This window comes from Cerasicoccus sp. TK19100 (assembly GCF_027257155.1).
Taxonomy (GTDB): Bacteria; Verrucomicrobiota; Verrucomicrobiia; order Opitutales; family Cerasicoccaceae; genus Cerasicoccus; species Cerasicoccus fimbriatus.
Genome location: NZ_JAPWDU010000003.1, coordinates 488,943 through 502,406, shown reverse-complemented (window position 1 = coordinate 502,406; position 13,464 = coordinate 488,943). Strand labels below are relative to the sequence as shown.

Sequence of the window (13,464 nt, the reverse complement as noted above, 5' to 3'; positions counted from 1 at the left end):
CAGCGGCGAGGCCATTAACGCAAGACGGGATTGCACACCCTCGCGGCCGATGGGCAAAAGTCGCGCAATATTTGCTGCAAGTGCGGCGCGATCAAATCACGCAGCCCGGCGTTGGCGTAGGCCGCCCAACCGACCGGGCTAACGGTGTCCAGCTTGCCATGAATCGGCGCGCGCGAAACCGGGTCTTCCACGATCACGCCCACCGCCTCCGCCAGCGGCCATACGCAGATATCGTATGGGTGGCAGGTAAGGCTCGTCTCCAAACCCAACTCGGCAAACACCCACGGGCGCACGTCCGCGATGAAGCGGTCGCGCCCCATCATGATCTCATACAGCTGCCCGCCGGTGGTAATGTATTGATCGCAAAAGATCGCCAAGTCCGCCTCGCGCCCCGGCAGAATGCGTCGCCAAAGCTCGGCCTCGATCTGCGAATGCAGCTCCAGCCCGGCAGGCAGGAATCGGCACAGCGTCGCAAAGCCATGCTCCAGCCCGGTCGACTGCGACGGCGTTGCCCCCAGCGGTTGACGCGCGCCGGTGAGCACATTGATCGACTCTGCGTGAATCGCCTCACCGTGCACGACGCTAAACTGATCCGCACGCCACTGCTTGGTCGTTGGCAGCTCCGTCATTGCGGCAACAAAGATATCACTCAGCCGGTTCGCTTCGCCCAGTTGTGGCGCGATGCCGGCGAGCGTCCAAGCGGAGCGCTTGTCGTACATGATGCCGCGCGTGCCGTCGATGGGATCGAGGATGCACTTAAACTTGGTCTGCGAAACATCGACCGTGGGAAACGTAAACGGGCCGCGCTCTTCGAGGCCTTCCATCACGATTTCCACCGGCCACTCTTTCGGCCAATGCGCCTCAAACCAGCCCAGGATAGCGTGCTCGCTGATCTTATCGATCTGGTAGATTGTGTCCGCCGGCGTGACCTCGGCTACAGCGTGCAGGGCACGCTCCTGCGCGACACTACGCTCGCGGATGATGGTGGCGAGCAAGTCGTTTTGCAGGGCGCAGAGCAGCTCCCGCATCTTATCCGATTGCTCCGGACTGATCGTTTCAGAATTCATTTAGCAGTGGTCGTAGCGGTAAAACTGAAAATACTTTGCGATGCAAAGTTAGCGTGCCATGATGCTCTGCGTCATGTTCAGGATGCTCATGACGATGGCCAGCGTCAGCACAAACACGAGCAGGAACGCGAAGCCCAATGCAAGACCTGCGATCAGCTTGGTCAGGATGCTCAGGCGCTTCGATAATTCTTCGGCGTGCGTGTTGTAAATTTCATTAAAGCTCGGCGCGAGGCTGCCGGTATTTTCCCCGATGCTGAGGATGTCCTGATCCAAGTCCGGCAACAAGCCGTAGCGCCGGAACGCAGCGGAGAACGGTGCGCCGTCGTTGATCATCGTGCGCGCGGCGACATACTTCGCCACCAATACTTTGTTTTGCAAAGTATTCTCCGCCAGGCGCAAGCTCTCCGTGGTGTTTACGCCGTTGGACAGGAGCACGTAGAGAATATTGGAGACGCGGCAGATGTCGGCATTGTAGTAGAGCCCGGAAAGAATCGGCAACTTCAGCGCCCAGGCATCCGTGGTCAGGCGGCCTTTGTCCGTCTTGCGCCATTGCACAATCGAGAGCGCGATGATGAACAAGCCCACCGCGATGAACGGCCCCTGCAAGAGCGCGAAGTCCGCAACGCCGATCATGATCTTTGCGGCCATGTTCAGCTCACCCCCCATCGTGTCGAGCATGCTCTGGATGCGCGGCAACAGGTAAAAGAGAAACAGCGCGACCACACCAAGCGCGACGAGGCAAATCATGATCGGATAAGCCATGGCACCCTGCACTTCTTTTTGCAGGGCAGCCTTGCGCTCCAAGTGGTCGATAATGTTTTCCAGAATCGGCTGCACGTTACCCGTCGCCTCCCCGGCTTCAATCAGGAAGGACATCGTCGGGTCGAAGTATTCCGGCATGCTACGCATGGAGCTCGCCAGCGTGCGGCCTTCACTCAAGTCGCGGTAAACGGCACCGGATAAATCCTTGAGCGCGGGATCGCCCATGCGCGCGCTCATGATCTGCATGGCGTCGCCGATCGGCATGCCGCTTTTGTGCAGTTGGTAAAGCTTGCGGAAGAACGGGAGCGCCTGCTTACGGCTTGGCTTGTTGCGTGCAAAGAGGCGGCGCGACTTTTTATCGCTACTGCTTACGGTGAAACTTTCCGCCTCCTCTGCATCGGCCTTAACGGGCTTTGCCTTGGCCGCGCGGCCGGGCTTGCCTTTGCCGAGCTTGACCTCCAACGGGCGCACTTTCCCGGCGCGAATTTTGCGCAAGGCCTGCTTGCGGTCCGCCGCTTCGATCACGCCGTTGACGGTGGCGCCGGCGGAATCGATTCCCTTGTAGCTGAAGGTCGGCATGCGTGAGGCGGGTTAGGAAACGGGTTTGCCGGGCTGTTCGTCGCTGGCTTTTTCTTCTTCCTCACTGATCACATCGGCGTAGCGCATAACCTCGGGCAGCGACGTGATGCCGCGCTTGACCTGGTTCCACCCGCTCATTTGCAGCGTGGCCATGCCTTGCGATTCCGCCAGCTTGCGGATCTCCCAAGCGGAGGCGCGGCGGATGATCAACTCGTGAATGGCGTCGTTGATGCGGAGAATTTCGAACAGGCCCACGCGGCCACGGAAGCCTAAGCCGCGGCAACGCTCGCAACCAACTGGCTTTTTGACGAGGTGCGCTTCGGTGACCTCGGACGCCGGAATGTGCATGGCCATGAGGCAGGAGCTGAGCTCGTGCAGCTCGATGTCTGCCGGCGCGGCGCAGTGCCCGCAAATGCGGCGCACGAGGCGCTGGGCAATAACCATCTCTACCGACGAGGCGATCAGGAACGGCTCGATCTCCATGTCGATGAGTCGCGTGATGGCACCCGGCGCGTCGTTGGTGTGGAGCGAGGAAAGCACCAAGTGACCGGTCAGCGAGGCGCGGATCGCGATGTCCGCCGTTTCGCCGTCTCGAATTTCCCCGACCATGATGACGTCCGGGTCCTGGCGCAGCACGGAGCGCAAACTGCTGGCAAAGGTCAGCCCAATTTCGCTCTGCACCTGCGTCTGGTTGACGCCGTCGATCTCGTATTCGACCGGGTCTTCGATCGTCACGATGCGGCGGCGGGGATCGCGGATGCGGCGGATGAAAGAGCTGAGCGTCGTCGACTTACCGGCACCGGTCGGACCCGTGGCGAGGATGATGCCGTGCGGGCGCTGCAGGATGGTGTCGAGCATCTTGACGTCGGCCGGCATGAAGCCGAGGTCTTCGATCGTGACCGGCTGCGTCTTGTCGGAAAGTAGGCGCAAGCTGATGCTTTCGCCATACATCGTGGGCAGCGAAGAGATACGGATATCCAGCTCTTCGTTACCGTAGTTGAATGCGATGCGGCCGTCCTGCGGGCGGCGACGCTCGGAGATGTTGAGCTTCGCCATGATCTTCAGGCGCGAAATGATCGCGCGCTGGAAGGTCTTTAAATTCTCGGGAACGCGGACGGCCACCAGCACGCCGTCGATGCGGTAGCGGATGTTGAGCGTTTCCTTCTGCGGCTCGAAATGAATGTCCGTCGCGCGGTCGGCGATGGCCTTGGAAATGACTTCGTTGACAAAGCGGATCAGCGCGGCGTCCTCGTCCTCCTCGTCGTCCTGCTGCTCGGAGTCGGCAAAGCCCTCCATGTCCTGCTCATCCAGGCTGCCCGAGCCAACGCCGTAGGCCTGCGTGATGAGCTCGGCCACGTCGGATGGATCGCCGAGGAACCAGCGCGGCTCGCGGCCCGTCGCGGCGAGCACCCAGTCACTCATGGTCGGCGACGGCGGCCAAACCGTCACCAGGCAAAGCTCGCCAGCATGCTCTTCCAATTGTACCGGCATGCACTGATACTCGTGGATGAGGCGCAGCGGCAGGGCGTCTTCCGGCGCTTCGGATTGGCGGATAACCTCCAGCACCGGCGTCTTCGTTTCGCTGGCGATGCGTTGAAAGACATCGGCTTCCTGCTCCTGCCAAATGCCCGCCAAATACTTGACGCGATCCTGGCGGGGCGCTTCGGCAAAGTGCTCTTGCTGCTCCTCATCGAGCCGCTCAAGCCAACTGTCTGGCACGTCATCCATTATTTGCCTGAGTAGGGCGAGCGCTTGGCGTTCTTCTTATCGTCCGGGTTGGTATTCGGCGCGTTCACGTTGAAAAGGTGGTCTTCGCCAGTTTGCTTTTCCAACTCTTCCTGCAGCTCCAGCGTTTGTTCGCGCTGTATCTTGGTGACCTGGGTCATGTCGTCGGTTTCGAGGAAGGTCTGCACGTCGGCACCATTATCCAAACGCGAGATAACCTCCTGCGCGTGCTTATGGGCGTCATCCGGCCCGAAGTAAACCGTGGGGCGGATGAAGATCATCAGCTCGCGGCGCTCGTTGGTTTCGGACTCCGGGTTGAGCAAGTCGCCGATCAACGGAATGTAGCCCAAGAGCCACAGCTTGCCGTCACCGTTGCTAAACTGCGTGGCCTGCAAACCCGCCAAGACAATCACCTCGCCATCGGATACGCTGACAAACGACGTCGCCTCGCGCTTACCGATGATCGGCTGCTCAGAGCCATTGACCTGAGTCGTCGAAACAACGTTTTCCACGATCTGCTCGATCTCCATTTGGATGATGCCGTTGCTTCCGATGAGCGGCTTGACCGTCAGCTGGATGCCGATGTCGCGGTATTGCACGTCGTTGGATGTCGTGCCGTTGGTGGCACCGGTGGCGAGGTTGGTCACCGAGCTGGTGATGATCGGCTGGGACTGCGAGACGTTGACGTTCGCCTCCTGGTTGTGCGTCGTCACGATGTTGGGCACCGAGAGGATGCGGATATTGGAATTAGCCGCGGCCTGCTGGATGATCACGCGGAACTCATCGGGATTCAACGAGGCGGTAAAGGAAAACGGCGAAGCGAGGTTGGCATTGGAATTACCGGTGCCCCCCAGCGCCCAGCTCGACGTTGCGGCAGGGTCGAGCACCGAGCCGCCAACTGCGCTTGAGCCGGTGAGGCTAAATGAGCTGAAGCCGCTGACGGCGTCATCGGTCAAAGTCACTTCGGCAATCAGCACCTCGATGAACACCTGTGCGAGCAACACGTCGATCTGCTCAATGAGGCGCTCGATCTGGATGAGGTCTGTCTTCGTGCCGTAGGCAACAATCGCGTTGGAACGCTCATCTGCGACGACGGTTACGAAGTCGGAAAATTGAAGGTTCTTGCCAATCTCCGCCACGGCAAGGCCCTGAGTGGGCGTGGGCAGCGGCGCGGTGTCGGCAACGAGCGCATCCTGGCCACCCGCCCCGGGTGCGGTGTTGGACTCCGGCGAACCGGTGTTTTGCTTTTTGGCGCTCTCGGATTTGTCGCGCGCATTTTGCTGACCAGTGATGACCTCTTCCAGCAGCGCATCGATCTCGGTGGCCTGCGCATGCTTGATATAGAAGACCTCACTGGAGGTAATCGGCTCCACGTCCTTGTCGAGCTCTTCGATCAGGTTGTCGAGGATCGGCTTGTTCGATGGGTGCGTGATCGCGATCAGTTGATTCGTGCGCTCATCGGCCTCGAAGATGGTGTTGTTATTAAAGTAACGCGCGATGCCGGACGTGCCGGTGGTGAGCTTCGTTAGGCGCTGCGCCAGGTCCGGTGCCTTGATGTGCCGCAGCGAGAAAAAGAAGATGCGCTCATTGTCGTAGTTGGGCGTATCGGCGGTATCGAGCACCTCCTCCATACGCTGAAGGTTCACGAGCATGTCCGTGACGAGCAGTGCGTTGTTCTTCGGAAACACAACCGGGTTCACACCGCCGGAGCTCAGCGACTGCACGACGACCGTGCCCTCCTTCTCTGCATCCAGGTAGTTGAACTTAAAAAACTTCGTGTAGTAGGCCTGGCTGGGCTGCATCTCCAGCGCGGAGCCGTGGATAAACTCCGGCACCTGCGCCGTTGCACCACCCTGGCCGGCCGCATTGACCGCCTTTAAAAAGCCGTCACCCATGTCCGTGATGATGACGCCGTTGAGCGCGAGCAAACTCTTAATGGCCAGGATCGCCTCATCTTTGGTCATCGGGCCAAGGCCATCGAAATTGATCTTCACCGCGGGCAACGACTGGGAGCGAATGATGGGCTTCTTCGTCAGCTTTTCCAGGTTGAGGAGCACATCGTTCAGCTCCATGTCGACCATCATCAGCTCGACTTCCTGGGTCGACGTTGCGACCACGGGCTCGGCGCGGGACTGAGCCGGGCTGCGCATGGGCGCCCCCCTACCGCCAGGGGCGGTAAGCAGTGGCATCTCACCGGCGACAGGCGGCTCCGGTTCGGGGTCATTTTGCGCGAGAAGCGGCGCGCCAGCCATCAGGCCGAGCGTGGTAAAAACCAGCCAAATGCGAGCGAAGGGGTTTGCGATGGCGCTCAGGAACATAGTTTATCAGTTGGCGGTAATGCCGCCGGGTTTTAGTTCAAAAGAGTTTAAAATGATGGTGGCGTCGAGCAGCTCCGTATTGCGCGTGTCTGACTTCAGGCTGACTCCGGCCTTGTTAATATACGGCGACTCCAGATTGAGCGCGGCGTCCAAAGCCATTAATTTGTCAATAGGTGTATCACGGACATTCAGGCGGATGGTGTGTTCCACGTGGATGTCCTGCTCCTCGCTGTTGGTGTTGAACGTAAAGTTCGAAATACCCGCCTGCTTGGCCAACTGGTCCACACGCCCGGTCAACGAAGCCAAATCGTAAATGCGCTCCGAGTTGTAGAATTCCAATTCTTGATCCAGGCCGCTGTTAATATCCGCCGCCTGATTTAAGAACGTCTGCTGCTGCTTCAACTCACGCCCTGTCGCCGACCAGCCGCTCAGGAAGGTGCGAAAATCCTTCAGCGTGAAGCTAAACAAAATGATCAGGATCACCCACACGAAGGCGACGAGCAGCGTCTTTTCTCGGGACGTCATGCGCTGAAAAAGCTGACGCAGGTTCATTGGGCACCTCCTTCGCTTTGCGGCGCATCCATCGCCGCCACGGATTCACTAACGTCATCCGTCGAGCCAATGTAATCCATACGCAGCGTGAACTCGTAAACGTTGCCCTTCTTCCGGACGTTGGCCGGCTGGCGCAGCTTGAACTGCCCGGTGTTGACCAGCGTGCGCCAGAAGTCATTCACCTCGTTCACGCTATTCGCGTAACCCTGGATCGTGACGCCGTCCTTGTTGTCGACCTCCGCCGCGCGATACCAGATGTTTTTAATCGGGCGGTTGAGATTCGTCAGCCCCAGCACCTCGTAGGGTTTCAGCGGACGGTCGGTCGATTGGCGCAGATTAATGAGGAACTCGCCATTTTGCTGCACTGCGATGACGCCCGGCTGCTGCGCCACAATCTTATCCTGCCGCCGCTCCACGAGCACATTGCCCACGAAGTTGAACAGCACCATAAAAATCAAAAAGATCGCCGCCCAGCCAGACCACGTTAACGCCGTCCAAAGATTGTTTTGCCAACGGCGGGAACGCTTCTCCGACTCGATGAACTCCGGCGATCGCAGGTCCGCCCACCAACTGGCCTCGATGTCGGTCATGTCAACCGGCTCCTCCGGCGCGGCACCTTCTTCATCCCGCCGAATGATAAACGAGACCTGCCGGTCAGCGCTCACCTGGGTATCCTCCAGCGTGTAAACCGGCGTCTCATCCGGGCTCAGCCCCTGGCTACGCAGGAAGTCGGCAACAAGGTCCTCCACGGCCGGGGTGGTCTCCTCGTCTTCAACGGGCTCGATCAATTTGCGATGCCGCAGGCGCTTCGGAAAGCGGGCACCGTCATCAAACTCCAGGAGCAGCACTTCTTCCTCCGAGCGCCAAACCAAGTGCTTCGGTGGCTTCGGGAAAGCGAGCAGCAGCGGCAAAAATGCCGGAAAGACATGCTCTGCGTCGTCCCACTCTTCAATGGCGTGCAGACCGATCCGCGGGCGGCAGGCCGCAAAAAGCCACAGCTCGCGGCGCGCTTCATCGACCATGAATCCCCAGGCCAATTGCTCCAACGGAAACGGGGCGCACTCCTCCAAGGTCAGCTCGGCAATTTGAGCGAACTCCGGCCGCGCCACCTCTTCCGGCAATGGAACCAACCGACTGAAAAAATACCCGCCGGGAGCCAGCAGCACCTCAGGTGCTCGGGCTTCTGCCACACGGATTAAATTGTCGGGGAGTTTCAGCATCGGGAAAATTGCGAAGTATCAAGACATGTGCACAAGAAATCAACCGTCTTCCGGTCGATTCTCATTCAGCTCCAAGAAGCGCCATTGGCCATTAGTGTAAACAACAGAATGTTCGACGCTCTGACTGCTGGAGCCGCCGGAATCACCCGTTTTCGATTCCTCATCATCCGACTGCGGATTGGGCTCGACGTTAACCTCGCCTGGGATGAGTAGGCCGTTGCCCGACTGACCATTGCCCTCACCTGCGACGTCGCCGTTGTTGCCTCCGCCATTGCCGCCATTGTTCCCGCCGTTGCTGGAGTCGGAGCCGCCTTCATCGTCGATCAGCGCGGCGAGCTGGAACTGCTTGTCCCCCTGCTCCACCTGCACGGTAATGCGGAAAACGTGCGCCTCATAGCCCACTGGCGCATCGGAGTTGATGGTGATATCGTCCGCACTGGCCGGCCAGCCATCGTCTTCCGTGCCCGCCTTTTGGTCGAGGCCCAGCTTGAGATCGTCCAGCGCGTGGCGATCGAGGCCCGCGTTTTCCTCCAACATGCCCAAGATGGCATCCGAGGCGGTATTGATGTTTACTTCGTGCTCGTGGTAAAAGGATGTCGAGTCCTTGAAACGCTTAAACAGGGCGTTGGGCGCGCCGCTTTCAGTGAAGAACAACTCGTCAAACCCCTTGATGTAGCGGAAGGCGTCATGCGAAGTAATGGGCTGGTTCGGCGGTTTGCGAGGCGGTGTCATATTCCGGTAATAGTCCTCCTCCGCGCCGTTGAGCCGCTCCAAATCGTCCTCGTCGATCCAGTCCATGTAGGCATCGATCAGCTCCTCGCCCTGGCTGAAATCCACGCCGAGCGAGTCCAGCAGCTGCTGGATGCGCTCGCGATTGGGCGGGTTGAGCGGAATCTTGCCGGTCTCGTCGGTGATCGTCACGGTGACGGTCGTGTTCGCCGGCCACTGCACCGGGGCGTAGCTCATCGGATTGCCCCAGCCTTGGGACGGGCTGTGCAGCTTTCCATCGAGCTCCTTGATCTCCGCCAGCGTCGCGAGGGCAATTTCCATCGCGGAAAACGCCGTGATCCGCAGGTCATCCCGCGCTGAGGCCGTCGCCGTGGAACGAATGTTGCGCAACATGCTTTCGGACAACGACACTACCAGCGCCGCGGCCATAAATAGAAATACCAACACCACGAGCAGCAGGAATCCTTGGCGGCGAGTGGCCTGGGAATGGACGCTTAATTTCATAACCGCGGCACCCCCTCTTCTCCCGGTGGCAACAGCAGAAGCGCCGTCGTCGCCGTGTCCTCATCCTGCCCGAAAGTCAGCCGAATGAACTGCGGGACATCGTTGCCGCCTTCGTCGTTTTCCTCCATCTCCTCGGACACATCCCAACGCTCGTCCTCGGCGTCATACCAGAGATACTCCAGCTTGGTCACCAGTGGCGAGATGCGGCTCCGGCGAAAATCATCGATGTTCTCGTCGGCCATATCGTCGGACTGCCAATACAGATAAAGCCCCTCGTCGTCGATCAGCCGCAGGTAGCAATCCACCTCCGGCGCGTAGAGCTCGTCGTCGGCAAAAAGCGGGATCTTGCCCGGCAGGCGAAATGCCAGCAGGAATTCATTTAAATTACTATTGCCCGGCATGTTGCGCCACGAGACGGGCTCTTCGGGCGGCTCCCCGCCCTCGTCGCCAAGGTTCTGGATCGGCTCGGCTTCGGCGAAGACATACTCCAGAAAACGCCGCACATTGGCAATATGTTCCGACTCCTGAGGCGCGGCTTCAGCACTGGTTTTCAGCATCATCAGCCCAAAGATAAGCGACACGGCCCCCATCAGCAAAAAGCCTGACAAGCCAATCACCAGGACCATCTCAATCAGCGTGAATCCTCGTGCGCTGCGTGGCCTAGAATCCATCTCGTCGGTCCTCCAGGTTTTCGCGGCGGTCGTTGATCAGCGTTTCGCGGTCGGTATCGACCGAAGACCAGTCCGGCCGGTAAAGGTAGAGCTCGAAGGAAGTCGGCTCATCATCATCTTCCAGTTCAATCTCCACCGTAACGTGAAAGAGGTCCACCATTTCGGTGTCTTCGATGACCACTTCCCAGTTCGCAGTCGTGTCATCGGGTAGTTGCCAATCGCCGCCATCCTCCATTTCTTCCTGGTCCTCAATGGCCGCAATGGAGCGCAGCAGGTAACGGTAAATCTGGCTCTGGTCGGAGTTGGATTTAACCGCTTCGTAGGCGAAAACCGAGTTAACCGCCGCCTGAATCAGCATGCCCGAGGCCACCGCAAACAAGCCAATCGCCAAGATTGCTTCAATCAAGGTAAAGCCGTCACGGCGATTTTGGCGACAGGTGTTCATGGAGATGGCCCGCATTAATGACTGCGGGCATAGCTAGTTGTTTCCGGAAACTTTAAAATCCAACCCCTTCATCCAGAGAAAGTTGTGGACCATTTGAAAAAGCATCCAAAGTCAGGACTAATTCATCGCCATTGGCATCGCGCAAAATGACCTCCGCGAGGCTCGATACCCCGCTCGGGTGAAATACCAAATATGGAAGCGGCTCCTCAAAATACTCGCCCGAAAAGTCCGCAACCCCGTCGCTTTCAGCCTTTAACCCGCGAAAAATGACCTCCAGGTCTTCATCGTAAACCTGAAACTCGGTCCGCGACGCTGGCTCCACCACCGCTTCATCGTCCTCCTCGTCTTCAAGGTAACCATAGCGGTTGACCGTGGGCAGCGTGCCAAAGCCGGAGTCTTCCTCCTGAATGGCGGGGGCCGCATCCGTCCGCAGCAGGAACTTTTGCGACTCCGGATCGTAGGACAGATAAACAACGCTGGCCTCGTTGATGGCCTGTAGTCGCGCTTCGTGCGTGGCCTCGCGGAAGATCTCGTATGCGGGCTTGGTCCCGGCGTTGTTGAGCAGACTCTCGAAATTATACGACGCCACGAAGCCCGCCATGAGCGCAATCAGGCTCAGTGCGAAGACTATTTCAATCAGCGTAAACGCGCGCCCGCGATGAGTCTGTAGCTGGCGCGAATGGCGGATCATGAACTGCTAAGACCCGGGGTCAGAATTACTGATCCCAATTGTTTACGTCGTCACCGCCGCCTTCTTCATTTTGGCGGTTTGGCCCGTTGGACCAAATGTCGGGCGTGCCGTTCTTGTTGTTCGTGCCCGGGTAACGGTAGTTGTAAGGTTGTCCCCAGGAATCCACGGCTGCCTTGTCCAAATACGGGCCGACCCATTTGCCGCCGACACCAGCGGGAGCCGTGACCAACGCCGCCAAGCCTTGGTCCGTAGAAGGATAATCGCCCATGTTTAGCCGGTAGGCCATCAGCGGAGCCTTCACTCCAGTCGTGACAAATTGCTTCTCAATCTGGACTTGGCCCGCCGTTCCGGTGCCCTGCAAACCGACGATCAACGCGCCAGCCAAGGCGGCGATCAAGCCAACAACGATGATAATTTCCAAAAGAGTAAAACCGGCAGCACGCTTCGGAGCCCCACGATTCAAGCGATGAGAAGTCATTTCCATGGTATGTAAGAGGTGGTTCGGCCAAGAAAGTTCCTACCGATTTAATATAACCTAACTAGGCCAGCTGCCTGATTCAGACAATAAAAATCCCCCTGACTTACGCCAGGGGGACAGGAAAAATTAATTGGCAATACTTACGCCTTCTGACGACGGCGATATGCCACCAGACCCAGCGTCATCACACCGGCAAGCAGCGCGTAGGTGGAAGGCTCGGGAACTGCTTGAAGAACTGCATTGTCGCCGCTGATGCCACCGATCAGTGCTGTAGGTGTCCCTGCATTGAGAAAGAGACGCGCACTACCGTTTTCAGCTGGAACGATCCAATCATTGGTACCTTCGCTAGTGAAGAGACCTTGAACAGTCCCAAGGGCATCTTTCACAAAAGTATAAAGCTGAGTGCCTTGTGGTGCTGGTGCATCACCATTGTAAGCCGGAATGAGGACCAACTGCCCATTCGCTTCAAAATTATAAGTGCCAACCGGTTCGAAATTAGAACCAATATTCACTAAATAATCGGCTTGTTCAGACGCCGAAAGATTGGTGAAGTCGGAGAAAGTAGTAAGACCAGAGAGTGTACCAATGGAGATTGTATAGGTCTGATTAACAGGCGACAAATCCGGATTCAGATATACACCATCGAGTGTTTCAGCATAAATACTGATTGTGATGGCCCCGAAGCTAAAGGCTGGCGCAATTGCAAGAGAAAGGAGTGCGGCTATTTTTTTCATAGTAAAGATTCAATAGAATGTAATTAGCAGATAACAGACAAAAGTTAATTGTCAAGAATGCTAGGAAGTGTGACGTGAGTGTCATTCGAAACGGTGAAGATGTAAGCCTCACCTGCAGGCAGCTCCGTCACGTCACTGCCACTAAATCCACCACTTCCGTTAGCGCTGATAATAGCTACTGTGTCTAATGTTCCAGGAGCCAAAAACTTGATTTCATCGCGGCGTGCAAGCTGATCACCCAACCCACTATATGCGACAGACATTTCGACGGGGCTGCCAGTGGCAACTAGATTAAGCTGAGCCAATAGATAGATAGGAACCACGGTTTTAGTGGACTTCACAGTACCAGTGGCAGTAACTGCGATGTCGTTGCTCAACGTGCTAATAAAGCCAGTCCCTGCATAGATGGGCTTTTCATCTACAGTACCCGCTGAAGACACCCATGAACTGCCCGTGTAGGAAGCAATTGTGATGCTGCCATCGGAATTAAAGAACTTAACTTCATCACGACGTGCAATAGCATCGGCTTGTCCAAAAAACTGGCCGAGCGTAATATGCTTACGAATAGCAAAAGTTTCCACATCGTCGAGCATGATGTCCGTCTTAAGCAGACCAGCAACAACAACAGAACTGCCAGTGTTTGAAATAATATCAAAAGCGTAGCCTTCCGCATCTCCAGCAACAACCTCTAGGTAGTATGCGGGAAAATCACCTTCGTTAAATGAACCAGCAGTAAACACGGAAGAACCAAAGTTCACTGTCGTAACACCAGATCCTTCTACTAGTGAAGTTGAATTCCCTTGAAAGTCATTGGCATTGACAAAAATTGGAGCAACAACCGTGTTCCCTGCGGGAATCGTCATCTCCACAACACCTACCGGGATGGTGGCGACCTCGGTCGTTTGGGCGGTGAGCATCGGGGTCGCGAGTGCGGCAGCACCTGCAATGATGGAAAGTTTGGAAAGTAGTTTCATGACAAGTTTAAGGAG

General features: G+C 57.4%; 13 protein-coding genes. All 13 read right to left on the bottom strand.

What is annotated here, in order from left to right; translation table 11 throughout:
- Window positions 1-14: 14 nt before the first annotated feature.
- On the bottom strand, window positions 15-1,067 hold the full coding sequence (locus O3S85_RS08735) for a hypothetical protein (protein WP_269539673.1): 1,053 nt from the start codon (window positions 1,065-1,067) through the stop codon (window positions 15-17).
- A gap of 48 nt (window positions 1,068-1,115) precedes the next feature.
- A complete protein-coding gene (locus O3S85_RS08730) occupies window positions 1,116-2,408 on the bottom strand; it encodes a type II secretion system F family protein (protein ID WP_269539671.1) in 1,293 nt (430 codons plus the stop codon).
- 12 nt (window positions 2,409-2,420) lie between these two features.
- Window positions 2,421-4,136 carry a GspE/PulE family protein gene (locus O3S85_RS08725; RefSeq protein WP_269539669.1) on the bottom strand — a complete coding sequence of 572 codons (1,716 nt, stop codon included), beginning with the start codon at window positions 4,134-4,136 and terminating at the stop codon, window positions 2,421-2,423.
- Window positions 4,136-6,451: a secretin N-terminal domain-containing protein gene (locus O3S85_RS08720; protein WP_269539667.1), complete on the bottom strand. Its 2,316-nt coding sequence runs from the start codon at window positions 6,449-6,451 to the stop codon at window positions 4,136-4,138. Before O3S85_RS08720 ends, O3S85_RS08725 begins: the two co-directional genes overlap by 1 nt.
- Before the next feature lie 6 nt (window positions 6,452-6,457).
- The gene (locus tag O3S85_RS08715) at window positions 6,458-6,976 is read right to left on the bottom strand and encodes a hypothetical protein (protein WP_269539665.1); all 519 of its coding nucleotides are present in this window, start codon (window positions 6,974-6,976) and stop codon (window positions 6,458-6,460) included.
- A 23-nt stretch (window positions 6,977-6,999) separates the two neighbouring features.
- The gene (locus tag O3S85_RS08710) at window positions 7,000-8,223 is read right to left on the bottom strand and encodes a PilN domain-containing protein (RefSeq protein WP_269539663.1); all 1,224 of its coding nucleotides are present in this window, start codon (window positions 8,221-8,223) and stop codon (window positions 7,000-7,002) included.
- Between the two features lie 39 nt (window positions 8,224-8,262).
- Entirely contained in the window at window positions 8,263-9,456 is a 1,194-nt protein-coding gene (locus O3S85_RS08705; protein ID WP_269539661.1) for a type II secretion system minor pseudopilin, read from the bottom strand.
- Entirely contained in the window at window positions 9,453-10,127 is a 675-nt protein-coding gene (locus tag O3S85_RS08700) for a PulJ/GspJ family protein (protein WP_269539659.1), read from the bottom strand. The genes O3S85_RS08705 and O3S85_RS08700 overlap by 4 nt, the downstream gene beginning before the upstream one ends.
- Window positions 10,117-10,572, bottom strand: coding sequence for a type II secretion system protein (locus O3S85_RS08695; protein WP_269539657.1), 456 nt, complete (start codon window positions 10,570-10,572; stop codon window positions 10,117-10,119). The genes O3S85_RS08700 and O3S85_RS08695 overlap by 11 nt, the downstream gene beginning before the upstream one ends.
- 52 nt (window positions 10,573-10,624) lie before the next feature.
- Window positions 10,625-11,263, bottom strand: a complete 639-nt coding sequence (locus tag O3S85_RS08690) for a pilus assembly FimT family protein (protein WP_269539654.1) — start codon at window positions 11,261-11,263, stop codon at window positions 10,625-10,627.
- A gap of 25 nt (window positions 11,264-11,288) precedes the next feature.
- Complete coding sequence (gene gspG / locus O3S85_RS08685) at window positions 11,289-11,747, bottom strand: type II secretion system major pseudopilin GspG (RefSeq protein WP_269539652.1); 459 nt, start codon at window positions 11,745-11,747, stop codon at window positions 11,289-11,291.
- 134 nt (window positions 11,748-11,881) lie between these two features.
- Complete coding sequence (locus O3S85_RS08680; RefSeq protein ID WP_269539650.1) at window positions 11,882-12,475, bottom strand: PEP-CTERM sorting domain-containing protein; 594 nt, start codon at window positions 12,473-12,475, stop codon at window positions 11,882-11,884.
- A 44-nt stretch (window positions 12,476-12,519) separates the two neighbouring features.
- Window positions 12,520-13,449, bottom strand: a complete 930-nt coding sequence (locus O3S85_RS08675; RefSeq protein ID WP_269539649.1) for a hypothetical protein — start codon at window positions 13,447-13,449, stop codon at window positions 12,520-12,522.
- Window positions 13,450-13,464 lie beyond the last annotated feature (15 nt).

Coding starts and splice junctions, on each gene's coding strand:
- O3S85_RS08735 (WP_269539673.1), bottom strand. CDS start 1,067: ATGAATTCTGAAACGATCAGTCCGGAGCAATCGGATAAGATGCGGGAG.
- O3S85_RS08730 (WP_269539671.1), bottom strand. CDS start 2,408: ATGCCGACCTTCAGCTACAAGGGAATCGATTCCGCCGGCGCCACCGTC.
- O3S85_RS08725 (WP_269539669.1), bottom strand. CDS start 4,136: ATGGATGACGTGCCAGACAGTTGGCTTGAGCGGCTCGATGAGGAGCAG.
- O3S85_RS08720 (WP_269539667.1), bottom strand. CDS start 6,451: ATGTTCCTGAGCGCCATCGCAAACCCCTTCGCTCGCATTTGGCTGGTT.
- O3S85_RS08715 (WP_269539665.1), bottom strand. CDS start 6,976: ATGACGTCCCGAGAAAAGACGCTGCTCGTCGCCTTCGTGTGGGTGATC.
- O3S85_RS08710 (WP_269539663.1), bottom strand. CDS start 8,223: ATGCTGAAACTCCCCGACAATTTAATCCGTGTGGCAGAAGCCCGAGCA.
- O3S85_RS08705 (WP_269539661.1), bottom strand. CDS start 9,456: ATGAAATTAAGCGTCCATTCCCAGGCCACTCGCCGCCAAGGATTCCTG.
- O3S85_RS08700 (WP_269539659.1), bottom strand. CDS start 10,127: ATGGATTCTAGGCCACGCAGCGCACGAGGATTCACGCTGATTGAGATG.
- O3S85_RS08695 (WP_269539657.1), bottom strand. CDS start 10,572: ATGAACACCTGTCGCCAAAATCGCCGTGACGGCTTTACCTTGATTGAA.
- O3S85_RS08690 (WP_269539654.1), bottom strand. CDS start 11,263: ATGATCCGCCATTCGCGCCAGCTACAGACTCATCGCGGGCGCGCGTTT.
- gspG (WP_269539652.1), bottom strand. CDS start 11,747: ATGGAAATGACTTCTCATCGCTTGAATCGTGGGGCTCCGAAGCGTGCT.
- O3S85_RS08680 (WP_269539650.1), bottom strand. CDS start 12,475: ATGAAAAAAATAGCCGCACTCCTTTCTCTTGCAATTGCGCCAGCCTTT.
- O3S85_RS08675 (WP_269539649.1), bottom strand. CDS start 13,449: ATGAAACTACTTTCCAAACTTTCCATCATTGCAGGTGCTGCCGCACTC.